Annotated in this window: 16 protein-coding genes, 4 tRNA genes and 1 pseudogene; 18 read left to right on the top strand and 3 right to left on the bottom strand. The window is 60.3% G+C overall.

The features are described 5' to 3' along the window. Positions 1-26 precede the first annotated feature (26 nt). The 11 genes from J0G10_RS10870 (at position 27) to J0G10_RS10920 (ending at position 7,848) form a co-directional block, all read left to right on the top strand. Positions 27-102, top strand: a tRNA-Ala gene (locus J0G10_RS10870). A 79-nt stretch (positions 103-181) separates the two neighbouring features. After that, a tRNA-Glu gene (locus tag J0G10_RS10875) sits at positions 182-257 on the top strand. Positions 258-310: 53 nt separating this feature from the next. Next, positions 311-386, top strand: a tRNA-Ala gene (locus tag J0G10_RS10880). Between the two features lie 78 nt (positions 387-464). Then, positions 465-540: transfer RNA gene (locus tag J0G10_RS10885), tRNA-Glu, on the top strand. Between the two features lie 182 nt (positions 541-722). Beyond that, entirely contained in the window at positions 723-1,262 is a 540-nt protein-coding gene (locus J0G10_RS10890) for a TetR/AcrR family transcriptional regulator (protein WP_007913421.1), read from the top strand. A gap of 30 nt (positions 1,263-1,292) precedes the next feature. Then, positions 1,293-2,126, top strand: coding sequence for an alpha/beta fold hydrolase (locus J0G10_RS10895; RefSeq protein ID WP_095047660.1), 834 nt, complete (start codon positions 1,293-1,295; stop codon positions 2,124-2,126). A gap of 46 nt (positions 2,127-2,172) precedes the next feature. Continuing rightward, a complete protein-coding gene (locus tag J0G10_RS10900) occupies positions 2,173-2,610 on the top strand; it encodes an acyl-CoA thioesterase (RefSeq protein WP_095047659.1) in 438 nt (145 codons plus the stop codon). 162 nt (positions 2,611-2,772) lie between these two features. Then, positions 2,773-3,732, top strand: a complete 960-nt coding sequence (locus J0G10_RS10905; protein ID WP_038363617.1) for a tRNA dihydrouridine synthase — start codon at positions 2,773-2,775, stop codon at positions 3,730-3,732. A 121-nt stretch (positions 3,733-3,853) separates the two neighbouring features. Continuing rightward, positions 3,854-4,300, top strand: a complete 447-nt coding sequence (locus J0G10_RS10910) for an Hsp20 family protein (protein ID WP_093432063.1) — start codon at positions 3,854-3,856, stop codon at positions 4,298-4,300. 189 nt (positions 4,301-4,489) lie between these two features. Next, on the top strand, positions 4,490-5,185 hold the full coding sequence (locus J0G10_RS10915) for a DUF1266 domain-containing protein (RefSeq protein ID WP_095047658.1): 696 nt from the start codon (positions 4,490-4,492) through the stop codon (positions 5,183-5,185). Continuing rightward, entirely contained in the window at positions 5,182-7,848 is a 2,667-nt protein-coding gene (locus J0G10_RS10920; protein ID WP_220558415.1) for a DUF805 domain-containing protein, read from the top strand. Before J0G10_RS10915 ends, J0G10_RS10920 begins: the two co-directional genes overlap by 4 nt. Here J0G10_RS10920 and J0G10_RS10925 read toward each other — a convergent pair. From J0G10_RS10925 to J0G10_RS10935, 3 genes and pseudogenes are all read right to left on the bottom strand, one after another. Next, positions 7,845-9,536 (bottom strand): annotated as a pseudogene (locus tag J0G10_RS10925) (Hsp70 family protein). The gene J0G10_RS10920 and the pseudogene J0G10_RS10925 sit on opposite strands and share 4 nt — an antisense overlap. An 86-nt stretch (positions 9,537-9,622) precedes the next feature. Continuing rightward, positions 9,623-12,901 (bottom strand): sensor domain-containing protein, encoded by a 3,279-nt coding sequence (locus J0G10_RS10930; protein WP_220558416.1) that lies wholly within the window; start codon positions 12,899-12,901, stop codon positions 9,623-9,625. A gap of 74 nt (positions 12,902-12,975) precedes the next feature. After that, positions 12,976-13,860, bottom strand: a complete 885-nt coding sequence (locus J0G10_RS10935; RefSeq protein ID WP_220558417.1) for a LysR family transcriptional regulator — start codon at positions 13,858-13,860, stop codon at positions 12,976-12,978. A gap of 140 nt (positions 13,861-14,000) precedes the next feature. Between J0G10_RS10935 and leuC the strand changes: the two genes are divergently transcribed. From leuC to J0G10_RS10970, 7 genes are all read left to right on the top strand, one after another. Continuing rightward, positions 14,001-15,419, top strand: coding sequence for a 3-isopropylmalate dehydratase large subunit (gene leuC, locus J0G10_RS10940; protein ID WP_095047654.1), 1,419 nt, complete (start codon positions 14,001-14,003; stop codon positions 15,417-15,419). Positions 15,420-15,430: 11 nt separating this feature from the next. Continuing rightward, a complete protein-coding gene (leuD, locus tag J0G10_RS10945; RefSeq protein ID WP_007913445.1) occupies positions 15,431-16,075 on the top strand; it encodes a 3-isopropylmalate dehydratase small subunit in 645 nt (214 codons plus the stop codon). Between the two features lie 142 nt (positions 16,076-16,217). Then, positions 16,218-16,985 (top strand): class I SAM-dependent methyltransferase, encoded by a 768-nt coding sequence (locus tag J0G10_RS10950; protein WP_095047652.1) that lies wholly within the window; start codon positions 16,218-16,220, stop codon positions 16,983-16,985. 54 nt (positions 16,986-17,039) lie between these two features. Further along, positions 17,040-18,122 (top strand): 3-isopropylmalate dehydrogenase, encoded by a 1,083-nt coding sequence (leuB, locus tag J0G10_RS10955; protein ID WP_220558418.1) that lies wholly within the window; start codon positions 17,040-17,042, stop codon positions 18,120-18,122. A gap of 66 nt (positions 18,123-18,188) precedes the next feature. Then, entirely contained in the window at positions 18,189-19,301 is a 1,113-nt protein-coding gene (gene asd, locus J0G10_RS10960; RefSeq protein ID WP_007913448.1) for an aspartate-semialdehyde dehydrogenase, read from the top strand. A 244-nt stretch (positions 19,302-19,545) separates the two neighbouring features. After that, positions 19,546-20,556 (top strand): aspartate-semialdehyde dehydrogenase, encoded by a 1,011-nt coding sequence (locus J0G10_RS10965; protein WP_220558419.1) that lies wholly within the window; start codon positions 19,546-19,548, stop codon positions 20,554-20,556. Positions 20,557-20,764: 208 nt separating this feature from the next. Further along, the gene (locus J0G10_RS10970) at positions 20,765-23,413 is read left to right on the top strand and encodes a FimV/HubP family polar landmark protein (RefSeq protein ID WP_220558420.1); all 2,649 of its coding nucleotides are present in this window, start codon (positions 20,765-20,767) and stop codon (positions 23,411-23,413) included. Positions 23,414-23,486: the final 73 nt, after the last annotated feature.

Consider the following 23,486-nt stretch of genomic DNA (forward strand, 5'->3'; position numbering starts at 1 on the left):
GTCCTCAGCGATGACATCAACGATGAGGGGCTATAGCTCAGCTGGGAGAGCGCTTGCATGGCATGCAAGAGGTCGACGGTTCGATCCCGTCTAGCTCCACCAATTTACACTTCGAAGCCTGGCCACACCGGCTCCGAAGCGATCAACACTCAGCGTTGATCAGTTGTATAGAAGGGTTTGCGTCCCCTTCGTCTAGTGGCCTAGGACACCGCCCTTTCACGGCGGTAACAGGGGTTCGAGTCCCCTAGGGGACGCCAGTTTTACAGAAGTGATGTTGCAAAATGTCACTCCGCCGCGAGGCGAAAAATCCGGGGCTATAGCTCAGCTGGGAGAGCGCCTGCATGGCATGCAGGAGGTCAGCGGTTCGATCCCGCTTAGCTCCACCAATTTACAGTTCAAGGTCTGGCCACACCGCCCTTGAATCGATCAGTTCTCAGCGCTGATCAGTTGTATAGAAGGTTTGTGTCCCCTTCGTCTAGTGGCCTAGGACACCGCCCTTTCACGGCGGTAACAGGGGTTCGAGTCCCCTAGGGGACGCCACGATTACCCGCTCTGCGGGATTTTATAAGGGTCATTCAATTATTGAATGGCCCTTTTGTTTGTCTGGCGTTTGGCCAATTCTCCTTTTTCCTTACACTGTGCATCAGACCAGCGGTCATATCCTTGACTTGCGGAATATTATTATGCGAATAATATTCTAGTCGTAATATTCGGAGGCAACGATGAACGATAAAAAAGCTCAAACCCGCGAACGCATCCTCAAGGCTGCCAGCGCCGCACTGATCCAGCGTGGCCCGGCTGACCCTAGCGTGGGCGAAGTGATGGGCGCGGCCGGCCTGACCGTTGGCGGTTTCTATGCGCACTTCGAAAGCAAGGACGCGATGATGCTGGAAGCGTTCAAGCAGCTTCTCGGCCGCCGCCGCGACCTGATTGCCGACATGGATGCCGAACTGACCGGGGAAGAGCGCCGCGCCTTGGTCGCCGCGTTTTACCTGTCGCGCAAGCATCGTGATTCCAGCGACGCGGCATGCCCGATTCCAGCGTCGATCGGCGAGCTGGGGCGTTTGCCGGAATCGTTCCGCATCGCGCTGAACGAGCACCTGGAATTGATGATTGCGCAGTTGGCGTCCAGCCCCGAGGACACCGACAAAGCCCTGGCCGACGTGGCCTTGATGGTGGGTGGTCTGGCACTCGCAAGAGCGCTCGGCCCGGGAGATTTATCCGATCGATTGCTGCGCGCTGCTAAGTCGGCGGTGCGTTGACCTGAAGGCAACACGCCTGAGGAGAGAGCGATGAGCACGTTGAAGTGGGTTCGTGGCGTTAATGGCACCTTGGGCTGGATTGCACCGAAACGCGTGGCGAGCAAAATGCGTCTGGCATTCATGACGCCACGTTCGCTGCCTCTTCGTGATTGGGAGTTGCCGCTGCTGGCCAGTTCCGAACGCATCACTTTGCGCTTTGGCCTCTCGGCGCTGCGCTGGGGCCAAGGCCCGACAGTGCTGCTGATGCACGGCTGGGAAGGGCGGCCAACCCAGTTCGCCGCGCTGATCACTGCGCTGGTCGATGCCGGGTATACCGTCGTCGCGTTGGATGGTCCGGCTCACGGTCGTTCGCCGGGGCGTGAAGCCAATGTCGTGTTGTTCGCTCGGGCAATGCTCGAAGCCGCTGCCGAGTTGCCGCCATTGCAAGCGGTGATCGGTCACTCCATGGGCGGCGCCAGCGCCATGCTCGCCGTGCAACTGGGCTTGCGCACCGAAACCCTCGTCAGCATCGCCGCACCTGCGCGAATTCTGGGTGTACTGCGCGGTTTCGCCCGCTACGTCGGTATGCCGCCGCGAGCGCGCTCCGCCTTCATCCGTCAGGTCGAGCAAGATGTCGGTATGCGCGCCGCGACGCTCGACGTTGCCCACTATCAACTGGATATGCCCGGCCTGATCGTGCATGCCGAGGACGATAATTTCGTTTCGGTCAAGGAGTCGCAGCTGATCCACGAATCCTGGTTCGACAGTCGCCTGTTGCGCCTTGAGGGCGGCGGGCACCAGCGCGTGCTGGCCGACCCTCGGGTGATTGATGGTGTGTTATCACTGCTGGCCGGCCGCAGCCTTCAGGCGCGCCAATCGGCCTGAGCTCCGTTACACTGCTCCGGTTGAATACTTTGACCAGGAGTGGGGCATGGGTTGGGATCGGGCAACGCCGTTTACCATTGATCTGCAAGTAGGCGCTGAGGATATCGACGGGTTGGGCCACGCGAATAACGCCGTATACGTGACCTGGCTCGAGCGCTGCGCCTGGCGCCACTCGCAGCGTCTGGGCCTGGATCTGGTCGAGTATCGGCGACTGGATCGGGCGATGGCCGTGGTCCGTCACGAGATCGATTATCTCGCCGCCGCCTATGAAGGCGACGAACTGCAATTGGCAACCTGGATTGTCGATTGGGATCAACGCTTGAAGATGACCCGGCATTTCCAGCTCAAGCGCCCGAGCGACAACACCACGTTGTTGCGCGCTCAGACCACGTTTGTCTGCATTGAGCTGTCCACGGGCAAGCCGAAGCGCATGCCGGCCGAGTTCGTCGAGGGCTACGGACCGGCGATCCTGGCACTAGCCTGACCCGATCCCTGTAGGAGCTGCCGAAGGCTGCGATCTTTTGATCTTGATCTGCAAACAGCAAAATCAAAAGATCGCAGCCTTCGGCAGCTCCTACAAGGGATCTGCGGATTTGCGCGATATCCAGTAAACTGCCGCACGTTTTTCTTCAAGTAGTGTTTTCCCATGCAAATTGCTCTGGCGCCCATGGAGGGGTTGGTCGACGACATTCTCCGCGACGTGCTGACCCGCGTTGGCGGCATCGACTGGTGTGTGACCGAGTTCATTCGGGTCAACGACCAGTTGCTCACGCCGGCCTATTTCCACAAGTTCGGCCCGGAGTTGCTCAACGGTGCCCGCACCGCCTCCGGTGTGCCATTGCGCGTGCAATTGCTCGGTTCCGACCCGGTTTGCCTGGCGGAAAACGCTGCACTGGCCTGCGAACTCGGCTCCGAAGTCATCGACCTCAACTTCGGCTGCCCGGCCAAGACCGTGAACAAGTCCCGTGGCGGCGCGGTACTGCTCAAAGAGCCGGAGCTGCTTAACCAGATCGTCGAGCACGTGCGTCGCGCTGTACCCGCGCACATTCCCGTCACCGCAAAAATGCGCCTGGGCTTCGACAGCCCCGACGGTTCGCTGGTCTGCGCCACTGCGCTGGCTGAAGGCGGCGCCGAGCACATTGTGGTTCATGCCCGAACCAAAATGGACGGCTACAAGCCGCCGGCGCATTGGGAGTGGATTCCGCGCGTGCAGGAGGTGGTCAAAGTCCCGGTGTTCGCCAACGGTGATATCTGGAGCGTCGAAGACTGGCGGCGTTGCCGCGAAATCAGTGGCGTGGAAGACATCATGCTCGGTCGCGGTCTGGTCTCGCGCCCGGATCTGGCCAAACAGATCGCTGCCGCTCGCGCTGGTGAAGAAGTGGTTGAGATGACCTGGGCCGAGCTGATGCCGCTGATCCAGGACTTCTGGCTGCAAGCCAAAGCGCAGATGACTGCACGCCAATCGCCAGGCCGCTTGAAGCAATGGCTGGCCATGCTGACGCGCAATTATCCCGAGGCTGCCGAGCTGTTCACCGTTCTGCGTCGTGAAACTGAGCCGGATCATGTCTCGCGTCTGCTCGGTCTGCCAGTGGCTGAAGCGGCCTGAAAAAAATCTGCAAATAATCTCTTGAAATCATTTCAGCGGTCCCTATCTAAGGGGTACGCGATGCCGAATTCGGGTCGCGGAGTCAAAAAACCTTGCTGATTGTTTTCAGGAGATTTGAACCATGAGTACTGCATTTTCCCTCGCGCCACTGTTCCGTTCCTCGGTAGGTTTCGACCGTTTCAACGACCTGTTCGAAACCGCCCTGCGCAACGAGCCAGGCAGCAGCTACCCACCTTACAACGTCGAAAAGCACGGTGATGACCAATACCGCATTGTCGTAGCGGCAGCCGGTTTCCAGGAAGAAGACCTGGAACTGCAAGTCGAGAAAGGTGTGCTGACCATCAGTGGCGGCAAGCGTGATGCCAACGAAGGCGTGACCTTCCTGCACCAGGGCATCGCCCAACGTGCTTTCAAGCTGTCCTTCCGCCTGGCCGATCACATCGAGATCAAGGCTGCGGATCTGAAAAACGGTCTGCTGAGCATCGACCTGTTGCGAGTGATCCCGGAAGAAGCGAAAGCCAAACGCATCCCGATCAACGGGGTGGAGAAGCCGGCGTTGCAGCACTGAGTCATGTGCCGCAACACAATCGTCTGAACCGGCGATGAGCCGCTGAATGAAGGCCCCGATACGTCGGGGCCTTTTTTGTGCGCGCAAAGAAAGCGGACGCAACGTTTGCCGCTGCCTTTGTGGCTCTTTACAATCCGCGCCAACAAGGCCGGCACTCCCTAATTCCCGCTGGCCCCGGAGCCTTTGTTCATGGACGAAATGGAACAGCGCTGGCTATACGCGCTTTCTGCGCCTTTGGTCGCCCTCAATCCCGACGCCGATTACACCGCACCCACCTATTGCTTTGACCTCAAACATGTCGATGTCGAAGGTGGTTGGGGCATCACTACGCGCGAACAACTGTTGGACATGCTGCGTACTGCCGATGACGGCCACGCTACGCAGTTGAACGAAGCCTATCGGCAATGGGAGCGGTGTCTGCCGTCAGAATGGCAGGCCTTGCTCGCAACACTTGACACTCGCCAGCGAGCTTTCTACGAATTCGCCAGTCGCACATTTGGCGAGTGCGGTTCAGGTGGCATCCGTGCCTGGGACCTTGGCCGCATGGGTTTTCTGCTGCGTTCTGCGGTGCTGCACGGCTGGATCGATCTCACCGAAAGCCTTTGGCTGCATGGTCGCATGGCGGCACGCGCGCGCTACTACTACGACAGTTGGACGAGCTACCTTAACGGCTTTGTCTTCGGCAAAGCCTTCTGGCATTGCCTGGGCAACAAGGATGAAGAGCTGGAACACGAATATGACCGGCAAGGCGATTACATAGGCACCACCGTGGTCATCAGCAAGCTTGATCGTGATGCGCGCGCGCTGTTCGCACAATTGCCGTGGGACATGCCCCTGCATCCACCCGAGCGGCCTGATTCGCTAGGGGAGTTCGACTGGTCATGAGCTGCTGGATTCGCTTGGGTATCGAGCCCACCAAAGACAACGACGTCATTCGCGGCGCCTATCGCGCGCGCTTGCCGCAGCACCACCCGGAAACCGATCCGGAAGGTTTTCAGGCGTTGCGTGAGGCCTATGAACTGGCACTACGCTTTGCCCGCGAGGAAGCCGAGGAACCGGATCAACCGGTTGCAGGTGAGGTCAGTCCTGCCGATCAGACGATGGCCGACTTTGAAGCATTGCTGCTTGATCCAGCGCGTCGCTTTCACCCGGTGGCCTGGCAGGCATTCAACCTTGAGCTGGACCGTCTGCCGCTGGAGGTACTGGACGAAGTTTGCTGGCCATTGCTACGTGAGTTGCTCGACGCCGGCCCGATTTCCCATGTCTGCGCCCGTTTGTTGGCCCAGCGCCTGGGCTGGGCAAGCCGCATGCTGGATCTGGATTTCGACAACGCACGGCATGTCGACGAGTTTTTGCAGCGGATCAGCGCGGCGGATCCGTTCGACACCTCGTTGATGAGCCATTGGCCCGCTGTCGCGCAACTGGAAACTCTCTGGTATGTGCGCACCCTGAATCACCTGCACCGAGAGGCGTCGCTCGACGACTACCGTCATTTCGCCGGCCTGCACACTTGCATCCCGCTGCCTGCTGATGACGGGTTATTACAACGCCTGGCCATACAGTTCAGTCAGGCTGATATCGCCAACAAAGACTTTCTCGACATTATCAGCGAGCAGCACCGGCTTGCACCTGAAGATGTCGACTGGCTGTATCTGTTGGCCTGTCAGCGCAGTGCGCTGGGAATGGAAGAGTTGGCACTGCAGGCGTGGGTGCGGCTCTGGCGCGAACATCAGCATCCGAAAGCGGCGACGTGGTTACTGGCATTGTGCGCGCGACATCAGCCTCAGCGCCTGCCGCTGCTGATTCAGGCCTTTGATCGTCTGGAAAACTTCCGCGACTGGTCCGAGGATCTGAGCGATGTCAGCCAAGAGTACGGCAGTCCATCGCAGCGCCCGGAGACACTCGGGCGTTGGTTTAGGGCCAGGCAACTCGAGTTGCAGGACATTGCCGGTGCATTTGTCGAATGGCGTATCAGTGGTGACGAGTTGCCGTTGTTGGCGGCGCTGATCATTGACAGTGATGACCGGCCGCTGCAAACGCTTTACCAGCATGCCTGGGCTTTGCACCGTGGTGATGTGCCATTGCTGCGACGCATCATGGAGGCATCCGAGCCGGAGGATGTGCTCGATCAACTGGTGCTGGAAGGCTTGCAGTATCAGGCCGGGCAGCAGATCTGCTGGTTGACCCGGGCGCCGATTCCTCAGGCCCTGGAAGCGTTTCTGGCCAGTGACTCGACACTGCCGCCGGCGCTGGAAAAGGGCGAACCGCTTGAACTCAGCCTGCTGTGGATGCGCCGTTTGCGCACTTACGACGCCCGATCGCTGGCGCGGCTTGCCGAAGCGTTCAGTCTCGACAAACGTGACGAACGGCTTGCGGGGCTCAAGTTGCAAGCGCAACTGGCCGCGCAAGGCATGCTGCTTCCGGCCGTCGATAGCTATTCTGATGTCTGGGAATGGCATCGTCAGGCGATTTACCTGCTGGCCACCCTCGACGATCCGACGCGTTGGCTGGACGCGCAATCGGCACACTGCGTCGACGCCATGAATATTGCGCGTGAACACCCCTTGGCCCGTTTGCAGCCGCTGCTCTGTCGCCTGAATCGCGAGCAGGGCTGTGCCAGTGGCCTGCTCGGCTGGCTGCAAGCGGCGGATCCGGTGCACTCGCTGCTCGCGCGCAAGTTGTTCAGTGTGCATGAGGCGCTCGACAGCACTCGGCTGTTGGGTAATGACCGTTTGTTCGAGTGCATGCGCAGCGACATCGCCAGCTTCAACGAAGATTTGCTCGGGCGCATGCTCTTGGGTGGAGTCCTTTACCACGACCCGTTGCTCACTGCGCAACAGCGCAAATACCTGCTGGAAAGTATCACCGAGGTGGTCAATCCACAGGACTGGTTCGACGGCTTCCGTCACAGTCTGATCAAGGGTGAGCCTGTTCACCCGCCCCGTGAGGCTCTCACGGAGGAGGGTGTCAGCGACGCCTTTTACCTGGCGCTGGATGTGCTGAAGGATCTGGTGCGTTTTGGCAATCTGGGCGTGCCAAGGCAGAAAGTTCTGTTGCGCATGCAGCGGGCCAAGGATGACCCGGAAAATGGACTCGGTCTGCGCTTCGCATTCAGCGCATTGCTGTCGTGGTCTGAGCGTTTGCTGCTGGCCAAGGCAGAGACCCGTCCAACCCCCGCCGGAGCGTTCTGGCGCCTGGGTACCCGGCTGGGGCGCGGGGCGTTTATCTGGCAGGTGATTGGCGCGTTGCTGGTGACGCCCGTGGCGGCGTTGCTCAGCGGTACGCCCGTGTCCGGCATCGTCGTGTTGCTACTGGGCCTGGCGTTTCTGCTCGGTGCGGTCCTGCGCCGTTTGCATGACATGGGGCGGGGCATTCCGATGTTACTGATTTTGGTAATGCTGTCGCCGGTGTTGCCGTTCCTGCCGCTGATACTGTTCGGTTTTCCCGGAGAGAAGCTGCCCAATCGTTATGGCGTGCCACCGGACAGTGGCGGTGAAGGCACCTTGTCCGGTGGTTTGCAGGCGACCTTGCGGCGACTTATCGGCTAGAGGCGCAACTCATCCAGTACCTTGTTGAGTTGTGAGCGGTGGCTGGCGATTTCTTCCGATCGCTGGCCGCCCAGCACCGTGGTGAAACTGTCCAGCCAGTCGGCAATCCGCTGGCGTTCTTCGCCCAGACTTTGCGTCCACGCCCGTTCCAGTCGAGCCAGCAGGGTTCGGTTGGGCAGCGTGTCGCGGGGGTGAATTTTCAGTGTACTCAAGCGTTCATGACTGGTTTGCCGCGATTGCGCATCGAGTCCGGTCGGGCTGCGGTCAATGCTGTGGCTGTGGCGTTCGCCCGTCCCTGGCAGGGTGACGTCAACTTCGAGCAAACCGTTGATGTCATAACTGAAGCGCACATCCAGCGCCTGGATATCATCGCTGGGCGTCAGCGTGACATCGAAAGCATCGATAAAAATGTTGTCGCGTACCCACGGACGTTCGCCCTGATAGACCGCAATACGGATGACTTCCTGCCGTGGAGATGTCGTGTGGTAACGCTCCACCCTTGAGGTCGGAATGATGGTATTGCGCTCGATGATCGGCGAAAACGCGCCTTTGATGTCTTCGCCGCGTATGGTCGAAATCCCCAGCGTATACGGGCAGACATCCGTCAGAATCAACTCTTCAACCGCCCCGTCACGCGCCTTGCACGCCGCTTGCGTCGCCGCCCCGAGCGCAACAATGGTATCCGGATCAAGATGCCGGTAAGGTAGGCGCCCGAACAGCGTGGCAACCATTTGCTGCACCGCCGGCATGCGCGTGGCGCCGCCGACCAGCACCAGGCTGTCGAGGTCGCGGGGCTTGAGTCGGGCATCGCGCAGGGCCTGTTCGATCGGCGCGCGCAAACGGGCCAGTAGCGGCTCCCAGATTTTTACCGCCGCCGCTTCGTCCAGTGATCATTCGAAGGTCTTGTCGGCGTGGCGCCAACTCAGTTGTTGAATGCCTTCGCCGAGTTTGCATTTCAGTTGCTCCAGGGCATCACCGAGGCTGGCCATGCTTTGCGCATCGACCATTGCCGGAGTCAGTTGCCAGTGCTTCAGGCAGGCCTGCAACAGCGCGGCAGTGAAGTCTTCGCCGCCGAGAAAGTTGTCGCCGGTGGAGGCGTGCACTTCGATCAGTGGCAACGCGTATTCCAGTACCGTGACGTCGAAGGTGCCGCCGCCCAGATCGAAGATCAGCGTGCGTTCGAATTTCTGTTCATGCAGCCCGTAAGCCATCGCGGCGGCGGTCGGCTCGTTGATCAGGCGTGTCACCGAGAGCCCAGCCAGTTCGGCGGCAAACAGCGTGCGTTTGCGTTGTTCGTCGCTGAAGTACGCCGGCACGGAAATCACTGCTTCCGAAACCGCGTGGCCGAGAAAGGCTTCGGCGTCCTGCTTGAGTGAGCCGAGTACCAGCGCCGACAACTCTTCCGGGCTGAACTGACGTGTACCGAGCTGGACTTGTTTATCGCTGCCCATGAAGCGCTTGAACGCTGCAGCGGTGCGATCAGGGTGCGTGGTCAGGCGCGCGCGCGCGGCTTTACCGACCAGAATCGTGTCGTCTTCATCGAGACTGACTACCGATGGCGTCAGCACATCACCCAGGGCGTTGGGAATCAGTCTGGCCTGACCGTCCTGCCAGACGGCGATCAGACTGTTGGTGGTGCCAAGGTCGATGCCCAGCAGAGCCGGGCGGGGGAGGGTTGCATCCTGCATGACAGATCTCGAAACGGCGCAAAAAACGCGACCCTACAGGTTGCTGCAAATCGTGGCAATTGCGCGTCTGTTGCAACGTGCACCGGTTACGGCAGGAGCTTTTTCAGATCCTCGAGCGCAACCGGTCGGCTATGCAGATAGCCTTGATACAAATGGCAGCCCAAACCCTGCAGGAACGCCAGTTGTTCGGGAGTTTCCACGCCCTCGGCAATCACCTCCAGCTCCAGACTGCGCGCCATGGCGACGATCGCGCGAATGATCTCGGCATCGTTCGGATCGGTCGTGGCATCGCGAATAAACGATTGATCGATTTTCAGCGTGTCCACCGGCAGGCGCTTGAGATAGGTCAGCGACGAATAACCGGTGCCGAAGTCATCCATCGCAAAGCTCACACCGAGCTTTTTCAGCCGGCGCATTTTACTGATGGTGTCTTCGAGGTTCTGGATGACGATGCCTTCGGTGATTTCCAGTTTCAGCAACGAGCACGGCAGGCCGTGGCTGCTCATGCTGTGCTCGATGCGTTCGACGAAGTCGTTCTGGCGGAACTGCCGTGGACTGATGTTCACGCACAGGCTGAAATTCAGCGGGTCGACCAGTTTCAGCGCAATCAGTTGTTTGAAGGCATTGCAGGCTTCGTCGAGGATCCAGGTGCCGACTTCGAGAATCAGGCCGCTGTCCTCCAGTACCTTGATGAACTCGGTGGGTGACTGCGCGCCCAGTTCCGGGTGATTCCAGCGCACCAGGGCTTCGGCACCGATGATGCGGTTGTCGCGGGCGTCGACCTGCGGCTGAAAGTGCATGGTGAATTCACCGCGCGACAGCGCCAGGCGCAAGTCGGTCTCCATGCGCAGCCGTTCGCTGGCGGCCTTCTGCATGGTGTTGTGATACATCTGCGTGGTGTTGCGCCCGGAATCCTTGGCCCGGTACAGCGCGATGTCGGCGCGTTTGAGCAGGTCGGTTGGCGTCGAGCCATGATCGGGAATCAGCGCCACGCCGATACTCGGCGTCACTTGCAGGCGCTGGCCGTCGAGGAACATCGGTTCCGAGAGCAATTCGCGCAGGGTGTCGGCCAGACTGCGCACTTGTGCGCTGACTTCATTGCGCGAGCCTTCGAGACCGCTGAGCAGCACGACAAATTCGTCGCCGCCGAGGCGTGCGACCGTGTCTTCCATGCGCACACTGGCTTCGAGCCGCGCGGTGATGATCTTCAGCACCGTGTCGCCGACCGGATGGCCGAGGGAGTCATTGATGTGCTTGAAGTGATCGAGATCGAGAAACAGCAAGGCGCCGCGCAGATTGTGGCGCTTGAGCAGGGCGATCTGCTGGCTCAGACGATCCATCAGCAAGGCGCGGTTGGGCAGGTTGGTCAATGGGTCGTGGTAGGCCAGATGGCGAATCTGCGCTTCGGCGTTTTTCAGCAGGCTGACGTCCCGCGCGGTCAGCAGCAGGCACGCCGTTTCATTGAGGGTGATCGGCTCGACCGAGACTTCCACCGTCAGCATCTCCCCGCGCTTGTTGCGCCCGAGCATTTCCTGATGGTGCACGCGGCCCTTGATCTGCAATTCGGCGAGTAATGCTGAACGCTGTTTCTCTTCAGCCCAAATACCCACCTGATAAACCGTTTTGCCCACGACTTCTTCAGCGCGATAGCCAGTGAGACGGCAGAAGCCGTCGTTGACCTCCAGATAACGCCCGGTGTCGCGCTCGGTGATGGTGATTGCGTCGGGGCTGGAGTGGAACGCCTTGGCGAATTTCTCCTCACTGGCTTTCAGCGCTGCTTCCGAGCGCTGCTGCTGGGTGATGTCGCGCAGAGTGGTGACGATACAAGCCTGGTCGCCGACGCTGATCTGCCGGCTGGAAATCACACAGGTCAGCGACTGGCCGTCCTTGTGTTGCACGATGATCGCGACATTGCTCAAGCCCTGTTCGCGGATGACCCGTTCAATCCGTTGCAGGCTTTTTGCCGAGGCGTCCCACAGGCCGATTTCTTCGGCGGTGTGGCCGATAACGTCGGCGGCGCTCCAGCCGAAAGTCTGGGTAAAACTGTTATTGATCTCGATGAACTCGCCGCTGTCTTGGCGGGTGACGCAGATCGGGTCCGGGCTGACCTGGAACAGCGTGGCAAATTTCTCTTCCGAGGCCACCAGCCGCTGTTCACGCTCGACCTGATCGGTGATGTCGAGCAGGGTGCCGGCCATGCGCAGCGGTGCGCCGTTGTCGTCGCGGTAGAGGCGGGCGCGGCTTTCCAGATAGCGCGAACTGCCGTCCGGCAATTGCACGCGATAAGTCAGTTGATAATTGCCCGCCGGGCCTTCGCGCAGGCTGCGGTAGGCGTCGCGCATGCTGTCGCGCTCCTCACCGGGGACGCCTTCGAAAAACTCTTCGAACGACTCATGAAACGGTTTCGGCTCTAGACCGTGCAATTGCGCGGCCCGCGCCGAGCCGTAAAGCATGCCGCTGGGAATGTGCCAGTCCCAGGTGCCGAGCTGTGCCGAGTCCAGTGCCAGATCGAGGCGTTCCTGGCTGTCCTTCAAGGCGTGTTCGGCGGCTTTGCGTTCGGTGGTGTCGAGGAACGTGCTGAGCAGATACGGCTGGCCCTCGAGTTCGACTTTCTGCGCACTGAGAATGCCGTCGTGAATCTGCCCGTTGCTGGCGCGAAATTGCACTTCCATGCTGATCAGTTCGCCCTTGGCCTTGGTCTTCTTGACCAGTTCGCCGCGTTGCTCCGGATGCACCCACAACCCCAGCTCCAGCGTGGTACGACCAATGGCGCTCTGCACCGGCCAGCCAAACAGGCTTTCAAAATACTGATTAGCCTCGCTGATCAGGCCGTCTTCCTGACGGGTCAGCAGGACCATGTTCGGGCACAGGTGAAAAAGTGTCGCGAAACGCTTCTCCGAGCTGCTCAGTGCCTGTTCGCGTTGGCGCTGATGGGTGATTTCACGAATCACCCCGATCATTCGGGGGCGGCCGTTTTTATCCGGCAGCAAACTGCCGTTGATCTCCAGCCAGTGCAGGCTGCCGTCGGGCCAGCGAATGCGGTGGTGCATCGCTTGTTCCAGCGGCGCGCCGGCAATCACCGCGTGGAAGGCGCGAACGGTTTTGGCGCGGTCTTCCGGTGGGAGCAAGTCGAGGTATTCGAGGTCCGCCGGCAGCGGTTGCCGAGGATCGAAGCCGAACAATGCCTGCGTACCACGCGACCAACTGATCTGCCCGCGCTCGATGTCCCAATACCAGGCGCCGAGCCGCGCGCCGTTGAGCGCCGCCAGCAATTGCGGCGCGCTCTCCCAGCTCTGCTCGGAATGTCGCGGGTCAATCGCCTGAATACGCGGCATCGGCGGAATTCGGTCAACAGATTTCGGCATTGTGGACAGGCCTTGAGCTGATGGTGGCGTTAGGCACAGGGGCAGCGGCTCTATAGGAGTAGCACAAGTTGGCCTCAAGTCCCTGGCAGATCGATCTGTGCATCCAGCAAGGCCATAAAGGCTCTTGCCGCGTTCGATAGCGTCCGTTCGGTGTGCAGGATATAGCCTAGCTGGCGACTGAGCTGTATGCCCGGCAATACGATGCTGGCAACCTGTTCATCGAGCATGGTGCGCGGCAAAACGCTCCAGGCCAGGCCAATCGAGACCATCATCTTGATGGTTTCCAGGTAGTTGGTGCTCATGGCGATGTTCGGCGTCAGGCCCTGAGCCTCGAATAACCGTTGGACAATATGGTGGGTAAAGGTGTTGCCACCGGGGAAAACCGCCGGATGACCGGCAATGTCCGCCAGGCTGACGGCACCGTTATTGATCAGCGAATGCTCCGGGGCGACCACAAAGTCCAGCGGGTCGTCCCACACCGGCGTGGCTTTGACCAGTGCGTGAGGCTCCGGCGCCAGGGTAATGACCGCCAGTTCTGCGCGGCCATGAAGAATTTCTTCGTAGGCCACTTCCGAATCGAGGAACTGAATATCCAGCGCCACTTGTGGGTAACGGCGGGTGAATTCCCTTAACAGCGGCGGCAAGCGGTGCAGGCCGATATGGTGACTGGTGGCCAGGGTCAGGCGCCCGCTGACTTCACCCGTCAGGTTGGTCAGGGCGCGCCGGGTGTCGTCCAGCACATTGAGAATCTGATAAGCCCGCGGCAACAGGGCGCGGCCGGCCTCGGTCAGGCCGACTTCGCGGCCCAGCCGATCGAACAGGCGCACCTTCAATTGTTGCTCCAGCCCGGCGATGCGTTTGCTGATCGCCGGCTGTGTCAGGTGCAGCCGTTCGCCGGCGCCGGAGAAGCTGCCGGTCTCGGCAATCGCGATAAAAGCGTTGAGGTTGGCCAGATCCATGTTCGTATTCCAGTTGGTTATCCAAAGCATAAAAAATATGAATTTGAGTTATTTAATCTAACCCCATAGGATCGGCCTCACAAGCCAAAGGGTTATTGATAAGCCCAGGGCATAGAAACAAGCTGATGAGGAACCGTCTGATGGCCGGCAAAACGCTCTACGACAAGCTCTGGGATTCGCATTTGGTCAAACAGCGCGACGATGGCTCGGCGCTGATCTACATCGATCGTCACATCATTCACGAAGTGACTTCGCCGCAAGCCTTTGAAGGCCTGCGTCTGGCCGGGCGCAAGCCTTGGCGCATCGATGCCAACATCGCGACCCCGGACCACAACGTACCGACGACTCCAGAGCGCAAGGGCGGCATCGAAGCCATTGCCGATCAGGTCTCGCGTTTGCAGGTTCAGACCCTCGATGACAACTGTGATGAGTACGGCATCGTCGAGTTCAAGATGAACGACGTGCGCCAAGGCATCGTTCACGTCATCAGCCCGGAGCAGGGCGCGACCTTGCCGGGCATGACCGTGGTCTGCGGCGACTCGCACACCTCGACCCACGGCGCATTCGGCGCTCTGGCTCACGGTATCGGCACTTCCGAGGTCGAGCACGTGCTCGCCACCCAGTGCCTGGTCGCCAAGAAAATGAAGAACATGCTGGTGCGCGTTGAAGGGCAATTGCCGTTCGGCGTGACCGCCAAGGACATCGTCCTCGCGGTGATCGGCAAGATCGGCACCGCCGGCGGTAATGGCCACGCCATCGAATTCGCTGGCAGCGCGATCCGCGATTTGTCCGTTGAAGGCCGCATGACCATCTGCAACATGTCCATCGAAGCCGGCGCCCGCGTCGGTCTGGTGGCGGCGGATCAGAAGACCGTCGATTACGTGAAGGGCCGTCCTTTTGCACCGAAAGGCGCCGAATGGGACATGGCCGTCGAGGCCTGGAAAGACTTGGTCTCCGACTCTGACGCCAAGTTTGACACCGTGGTTGAACTCGACGCCGCGCAGATCAAACCGCAAGTCAGTTGGGGCACTTCGCCGGAAATGGTTTTGGCCGTTGATCAGAACGTGCCGGATCCAGCCAAAGAGATGGATCTGGTCAAGCGCGACTCGATCGTCCGTGCCTTGAAATACATGGGTTTGACCGCCAATCAGGCGATCACCGACATTCAACTGGATCGCGTGTTTATCGGTTCCTGCACCAACTCGCGGATCGAAGATTTGCGCGCTGCAGCCGTCATCGCTAAGGGCCGCAAAGTCGCTTCGACCATCAAGCAAGCGATCGTGGTGCCTGGCTCGGGTCTGGTCAAGGCGCAGGCTGAGGCCGAAGGTCTGGACAAGATTTTCCTCGAAGCCGGTTTCGAATGGCGTGAGCCGGGCTGCTCGATGTGCCTGGCGATGAACCCGGATCGTTTGGAGTCCGGCGAGCATTGCGCCTCGACCTCCAACCGTAACTTCGAAGGCCGTCAGGGTGCCGGTGGCCGTACCCACCTCGTCAGCCCGGCCATGGCTGCTGCGGCAGCGGTGAACGGTCGTTTCATCGACGTCCGTGAATTGATCTAAAGGAGCGCAGCATGAAAGCTTTTACCCAGCACACTGGTCTTGTCGCGCCTCTGGATCGTGCCAACGTCGACACCGATCAGATCATTCCGAAACAGTTTTTGAAGTCGATCAAGCGCACTGGTTTTGGTCCGAACCTGTTCGATGAGTGGCGTTACCTCGACGTTGGCCAGCCGTATCAGGACAACTCCAAGCGCCCGCTGAACAAGGACTTCGTCCTCAACGCCGAGCGTTATCAAGGCGCCAGCGTGTTGCTGGCCCGTGAGAATTTCGGTTGCGGTTCCAGCCGTGAGCACGCGCCGTGGGCGCTGGAAGAATACGGTTTCCGCAGCATCATCGCGCCGAGTTACGCCGACATCTTCTTCAACAACAGCTTCAAGAACGGTTTGTTGCCGATCATCTTGAGCGATGCGGAAGTCGACGAGTTGTTCAAGCAGGTCGAGGCTGAGCCGGGCTATCAATTGCAGGTCGATCTGCAGGCGCAGACTGTGACTCGCCCGGATGGCAAGGTGTACAGCTTTGAGATTGATGCGTTCCGCAAGCACTGCCTGTTGAATGGTCTGGACGATATCGGTTTGACCTTGCAGGACGGTGATGCGATTGCGACGTTTGAGGCCAAGCATCGGGTTAGCCAGCCGTGGTTGTTTCGCGACGCGTGATTAGTCAGGGCCGGCCCCTTCGCGAGCAGGCTCGCTCCCACCTTGGAATGCATTTCAAATGTGGGAGCGACGGTGCGACGATTCGACCTGCTCGCGAAGGCGGCAGCCCAAACAACAAAAATATCAGGATGTGACCATGACCATGACCAGCACCGCCCAGCACACTCAGGTCGTACAAAAGCAATTCGGTGAACAGGCCGCCGCCTACCTGAGCAGCGCCGTTCACGCTCAAGGCACCGAGTTCGCACTGCTACAGGCTGAGCTGATAGGGCAGGGCAGCGCCCGGGTGTTGGATCTGGGTTGCGGCGCCGGTCACGTTAGTTTTCACGTCGCACCGCTGGTCAGGGAAGTGGTCGCCTACGACCTGTCGCAGCAGATGCTTGATGTAGTCGCCGCCGCGGCCGTTGATCGCGGTTTCACCAACATTGCCACGGTCAACGGCGCCGCCGAGCGTCTGCCGTTTGCCGATGGCGAGTTCGACTTCGTGTTCAGCCGTTATTCGGCGCATCACTGGAGCGATCTCGGCGTGGCCCTGCGCGAGGTGCGTCGGGTGTTGAAGCCGGGCGGTGTGGCGGCGTTCGTTGATGTGTTGTCACCGGGCAGTCCGTTGTTCGACACTTACCTGCAAAGCGTCGAGGTGCTGCGTGACACCAGCCATGTGCGCGATTATTCCGCCGCCGAATGGCTGCGTCAGGTCAGCGAGGCCGGTTTGCATGTACGCAGTACCACCCGTCAGCGCCTGCGTCTGGAGTACACCAGTTGGGTTGAGCGCATGCGCACGCCTGAAGTGATGCGCGCAGCGATCCGCCAGTTGCAGCAGTCGATGGGCAATGAAGTGCGCGAATATTTTGAGATTGATGCCGACGGCTCGTTCAGTACAGATGTAATCGTGCTGATGGCTGAGCGATAAGAATTTTTCCGGGCGCGCTTAAGATGGCGCACCGACTGAAGACACGAGGAAAGCATGAGCAAGCAGATTCTGATTCTCCCAGGTGACGGTATTGGTCCGGAAATCATGGCCGAAGCGGTCAAGGTGCTGGAGCTGGCCAACGACAAATACAGCCTGAGCTTCGAGCTGAGCCATGACGTAATCGGTGGCGCCGCCATCGACAAGCACGGCGTGCCGCTGGCCGACGAAACCCTCGACCGTGCCCGCGCTGCTGACGCCGTGTTGCTGGGCGCCGTCGGCGGCCCGAAATGGGACACCATCGAGCGTGACATCCGCCCTGAGCGTGGCCTGCTGAAAATCCGTGCGCAACTGGGCCTGTTCGGCAACCTGCGTCCGGCGATTCTGTACCCGCAACTGGCCGATGCTTCGAGCCTGAAGCCGGAAATCGTTGCTGGCCTGGACATCCTCATCGTCCGAGAACTGACCGGTGGCATCTACTTCGGTGCGCCACGCGGCACCCGTACCCTGGAAAACGGCGAGCGTCAGTCCTACGACACGCTGCCGTACAGCGAAAGCGAAATCCGCCGCATCGCCCGCGTCGGTTTCGACATGGCCATGGTCCGTGGCAAGAAGCTCTGCTCGGTGGACAAGGCCAACGTGCTGGCGTCCAGCCAACTGTGGCGTGAAGTGGTCGAGCAAGTGGCCAAGGATTACCCGGAAGTCGAACTGAGCCACATGTACGTCGACAACGCCGCCATGCAACTGGTGCGCGCGCCGAAGCAGTTCGACGTGATCGTCACCGACAACATGTTCGGCGACATCCTCTCCGACGAAGCGTCGATGCTCACCGGTTCCATCGGCATGCTGCCGTCGGCCTCGCTGGATTCCAACAACAAGGGCATGTACGAGCCTTGCCACGGTTCAGCCCCGGACATCGCTGGCAAAGGCATCGCCAACCCGTTGGCGACCATTTTGTCGGTGTCGATGATGCTGCGTTACAGCTTCAATCTGCACGACGCGGCCGATGCTATCGAAAAAGCTGTCAGCGTTGTCCTTGATCAAGGGCTGCGTACTGGCGACATCTATTCGGCCGGTTGCACCAAAGTCGGTACGCAGGAAATGGGCGACGCAGTAGTCGCCGCGCTGCGGAATCTGTAATCTCTCGGGCCCGCTGCGAAATTCAATACAAAGCAGCGGCCCACTTTTCAAGAAGGTGTAGTTGCGATGAAACGTGTAGGTCTGATCGGTTGGCGCGGGATGGTCGGTTCCGTGCTCATGCAGCGGATGCTGGAAGAGCAGGATTTCGATCTAATCGAGCCGGTGTTTTTCACCACGTCCAACGTCGGTGGCCAAGGCCCGTCCGTGGGCAAGGACATTGCTCCGCTCAAGGATGCTTACAGCATTGACGAGCTGAAGACCCTCGACGTGATTCTGACCTGCCAGGGCGGCGACTACACCAGCGAAGTGTTCCCCAAACTGCGCGAAGCCGGCTGGCAGGGTTACTGGATCGACGCGGCCTCGAGCCTGCGCATGAACGATGACGCGGTGATCATTCTCGACCCGGTCAACCGCAAGGTCATCGACCAGCAGCTCGACGCGGGCACCAAGAACTACATCGGCGGCAACTGCACCGTCAGCCTGATGCTGATGGGCCTGGGCGGTCTGTTCGAGGCCGGTCTGGTCGAGTGGATGAGCGCCATGACCTATCAGGCGGCCTCCGGTGCCGGCGCGCAGAACATGCGTGAACTGATCAAGCAAATGGGCGCGACCCACGCCGCTGTCGCCGATCAACTGGCCGATCCGGCCAGCGCGATCCTCGACATCGACCGTCGTGTCGCTGACGCCATGCGCAGCGAAGCGTACCCGACCGAAAACTTCGGCGTACCGCTGGCCGGCAGCCTGATCCCGTGGATCGACAAGGAACTGCCGAACGGCCAGAGCCGTGAAGAGTGGAAAGCTCAGGCCGAGACCAACAAAATTCTTGGTCGCTTCAAGAGCCCGATCCCGGTTGATGGCATCTGTGTGCGCATCGGTGCCATGCGTTGCCACAGCCAGGCGCTGACCATCAAGCTGAACAAAGACGTGCCGATCGCCGATATCGAAGGGCTGATCAGCCAGCACAACCCTTGGGTCAAACTGGTGCCAAACCAGCGCGAGATCAGCATGCAGGAGCTGAGCCCGACCAAGGTTACCGGCACCCTGAATGTGCCGGTGGGTCGTCTGCGCAAGCTGAACATGGGTTCGCAGTTCGTCGGTGCCTTCACCGTCGGCGACCAACTGCTGTGGGGCGCGGCCGAACCGCTGCGTCGCATGCTGCGGATTTTGCTTGAGCGTTGATTGCTTGCAGCAATGAAAGAACCCGTGCCTTGAAAGAGGTGCGGGTTTTTTTATGCCGATCGTTCCCACGCTCTGCGTGGGAATGCATCCCGGGACGCTCCGCGTCCCTTTACAAGCCGAACGCAGAGCGTCCGATGTGGCATTCCCACGCAGAGCGTGGGAACGATCTGGGTGGGCAGAAATTGCCTGTGCGCCAGTCACCCGGTAAAGTGCCGCTCCCCCCGTTTCGCCAGAGGCTCGCACCATGACCCAGACCCTAGATATTGCCGTGATCGGCGCCACCGGTACTGTCGGCGAAACCCTCGTGCAGATTCTCGAAGAACGCGACTTCCCGGTCGGTACCCTGCACCTGCTGGCGAGCAGCGAATCCGCCGGCAGCTCGGTGCTGTACCGCAACAAGAACGTGCGCGTTCGCGAAGTCGACGAGTTCGATTTCAGCAAGGTCAAACTGGTGTTTTTCGCCGCAGGCCCGGCGATTACCCTGAGCTACGCCGCCCGTGCCCACGCCGCCGGTTGCTCGCTGATCGACTTGTCCGGCGCGCTGCCGGTCGATCAGGCGCCGCAAGTAGTACCCGAAGCCAACGCCGAAGTGCTCGCTGGTTTGAAAGCGCCGTTTCAGATCAGCAGCCCAAGCCCGTCGGCCACTTCGCTCGCCGTGGTATTGGCGCCACTGCTTGATCTGCTTGACCTGCAATATGTCAACGTCACCGCCAATCTGGCTGTTTCCGCCCAGGGACGCGAAGCCGTGACCGAGCTGGCGCGGCAGACCGCCGAGCTGCTGAACATGCGTCCATTGGAGCCGACGTTCTTTGATCGGCAGATGGCGTTCAACTTGCTGGCTCAGGTCGGCATGCCCGACGCGCAGGGCCATACGCTGCTGGAAAAACGTCTGGTGCGCGAGTTGCGTCAGGTGCTGGCCAAGCCTTTATTAAAGATTTCCGCAACTTGCGTTCAAGCCCCGGTGTTTTTTGGCGATAGCCTTAGCGTGACCTTGCAGTCAACGTCGGCTGTCGACCTGGCAAAAGTCAACGCTGCACTCGAAGATGCGCCGGGTATCGAGCTGGTCGAGGCCGGTGATTACCCGACTGCGGTCGGTGACGCGGTAGGGCAGGATGTTGTCTATGTCGGTCGCGTGCGCAGCGGTGTCGACGATCCGGCGGAACTAAATCTGTGGCTGACGTCAGATAACGTACGCAAAGGCGCGGCCCTTAACGCTGTGCAGGTGGCTGAATTGTTGATAAAAGACCTGCTGTAAAAGATACTTGGCAACAATTTGTCGACTGATTCTAGGTGAGCGCTATGCTTGCCCAGATCGCTTGATAACGTGTCACCCTCCGGGACATTCCGGGGCATCAAAGAAATGATCGCGCGCGACATCTGTCGTCGTCGCGCGCAATGCCTTACGGCAGCGGTATTCAACATCTTCTCGCTGGCCGAGGAACGTTCAAACAAAGGATGAGGCTATGGTTCAAGTTCGCAAACTGGTGTTAGCAATAGCGGCCGCCTCGGCGCTGTCCTCCGGTATGGCGCATGCCCTCGGGCTCGGGGAGCTGACCCTGAAGTCGACCCTGAACCAGCCGCTGGTGGCTGAAATCGAGCTGCTCGACGTCAAGGATCTCACTGCTGCCGAAGTGGTGCCGAGCCTGGCGTCACCCGAAGATTTTGCCAAGGCCGGCGTCGACCGCCAGGCCTTCCTCAACGATCTGACCTTTACCCCGGTGCTCAACGCCAGCGGCAAAAGCGTGCTGCGCGTAACGTCGAGCAAGCCGTTGTCCGAGCCGATGGTCAAATTCCTCGTGCAGGTGATGTGGCCGAACGGCCGTCTGCTGCGCGACTACAGCGTGCTGCTGGATCCGTCGAAGTTCTCGCCACAGACCGCTGACGCCGCCGCACAGCCAGCGCCGTCGCAGACCATCGCCGCGCCGACCACTGGCGCCACGCACCCGACGCAATACACCACCACGCCGCGCGATACCCTGTGGGAAATCGCCGCGAAGGCGCGTACCGGCGGCTCGGTGCAGCAGACCATGCTGGCCATTCAAGCGCTGAACCCGGATGCATTCATCGGCGGCAACATCAACCGTCTGAAAACTGGCCAAGTGCTGCGTCTGCCGGATTCAGTGCAAAGCACCGCGCTGCCGCAATCCAAGGCGATTGCCGAAGTCGCGGCGCAAAACGAAGCCTGGCGTCAGGGCCGTCGTTATGTGGCCAAACCGGGCACTGGTCAGCAGCAGCTCGATGCGACCAACCGTGGTCGCGGTAACACCGGTGCAGCACAGAACGCCCAGGACAATCTGAGCCTGGTCTCCGCTGAGAGCGCCAAGGCGCGCGGCAAAGGCCCGGCAGGTGATGCCAAGGCACTGAGCAACAAGCTCGCGGTGACTCAGGAAAGCCTCGACACGACCCGTCGTGACAACGAGGAACTGAAAAGCCGCATGTCTGATCTGCAGAGTCAGCTGGACAAGCTGCAAAAGCTGATCGAGCTGAAGAACAATCAGTTGGCAAAACTGCAAGCTGAAGGCGCGGGCGCTGCGCCGGCCACCAATCCTGCCACACCGGCGGTGCCTGCAATCACGGCTGAGCTGGCCGCCACCCCGCCAGCTACTCCGGCAGACGCAGCGCCGACGCCAGAGTCCGCCATTGCACCACCGGCTGAAACGCCAGTCGTCGAGCCAGTGGTCGCGCCGAAACCGGTTGCCGAAGACGAGAAAACCTTCAACGAACTGCTGACCAATCCGATCCTGCTGGGTCTGGTGGGTGGCGGTGCTGTGGTTCTGCTGCTCCTGTTGTTGCTGCTGGCGCGTCGCCGCAAAGCACAGCAAGAGGCCGAGAAACACATGCGCATGGCCCGCGCGCTGTCGGAAGAGCAAGATTTCTCCGCCGAGCAGGATCTGCCGGAAAGCAGCTTCGAAGGTCTGGAAACTCCTGCGGCGAGCGTCAAGCTCAACACCCCGGCGCCTGCTCCTGCTCCAGTCGTGGCTCCGGTAGTTGCCCCGATCGTGATGGCTGAGCCGATTGCCGCGCCGCTGGTAGCTCCCGCCGCCGAGCGATCCGATGACGTGCTCGACAAGGCGCAGTCGCATATCAACGCCGGTCGCCTGAATCAGGCTGCCGCGCTGCTCGAAGAGGGCGTCAGCCTGGAGCCGCAGCGCAGTGATCTGCGTCTGAAGCTGATGGAAGTCTACGGTCAGCAGGGCGACCGCGACGCGTTCGTCGGTCAGGAGCGTCAACTGGTGGCCAACGGCGACAACTTCGCCAAGGTCGAAGAACTGAAAAGCCGCTTCCCGGCCATGGCCGTCGTCGCTGCGAGTGGTCTGGCCGCTGCCGCCGTGGCTGCCGAGTTGGACGCGCAATACGTCAAGGATCTGCTGCTCGATGAGCCTGAAGCACCGGCGCCAGCGCCAGTGGAAGACGACCTCGACAGCGCGTTTGATCTGAGCCTGGACGATCTCGACAACATCACGCCGGTAGAGCCTGCGCCGGTGGTTGAGCCTGAAGCGCCGGTCGAGCTGGACGAATTCCCGGCGGACGACGACCTGAGCTTCGAATCGGTGCTGCAACAGCAGACCGACATCAAAGAGAATCTGGATGATCTGTCGGACTTCGACCTCGATCTGGACCTCGGTGCCGAGCCGGCAGCTCCAGCGGTTGATCTGGCGGACGATGACTTCCTGCTGGACCTGGACGAAGGCGTGAAGGATCTGCCGCCGGTCGAGGCGCCAGTGGTGGCTGACGTGCCACAAGATGATCTGGAGCTGCCGGCCGATTTCGATCTGTCGCTGGCCGACGAAATGGACAGCAATCCAGCGGCCGAACCGGATGCGTTCGCTGCTGAGCTGGATGACGTCAACGCTGAACTGGATCGCCTGTCGCAAAGCATCGCTGAACCGACCTTCACCGAAGCCGATGCAATGAAGGGTGATGATCTGGGCGAAGATGATTTCGACTTCCTCGCCGGCACCGACGAAGCGGCGACCAAGCTCGATCTGGCTCAGGCCTACATCGACATGGGCGACAGCGATGGTGCGCGCGACATCCTCAACGAAGTGTTGACCGAGGGTGACGAGAAGCAACGTGGCGAGGCCAAGGAAATGCTCTCGAACCTGGCTTAAGTTCACAGCGGTAAATCAAAAACGGCAGCCCGGTGAGGCTGCCGTTTTTGTTTCGGTTGGATTATGGGTTGTC

The sequence above is a fragment of the Pseudomonas germanica genome, from assembly GCF_019614655.1.
Classification (GTDB): Bacteria; Pseudomonadota; Gammaproteobacteria; order Pseudomonadales; family Pseudomonadaceae; genus Aquipseudomonas; species Aquipseudomonas neuropathica.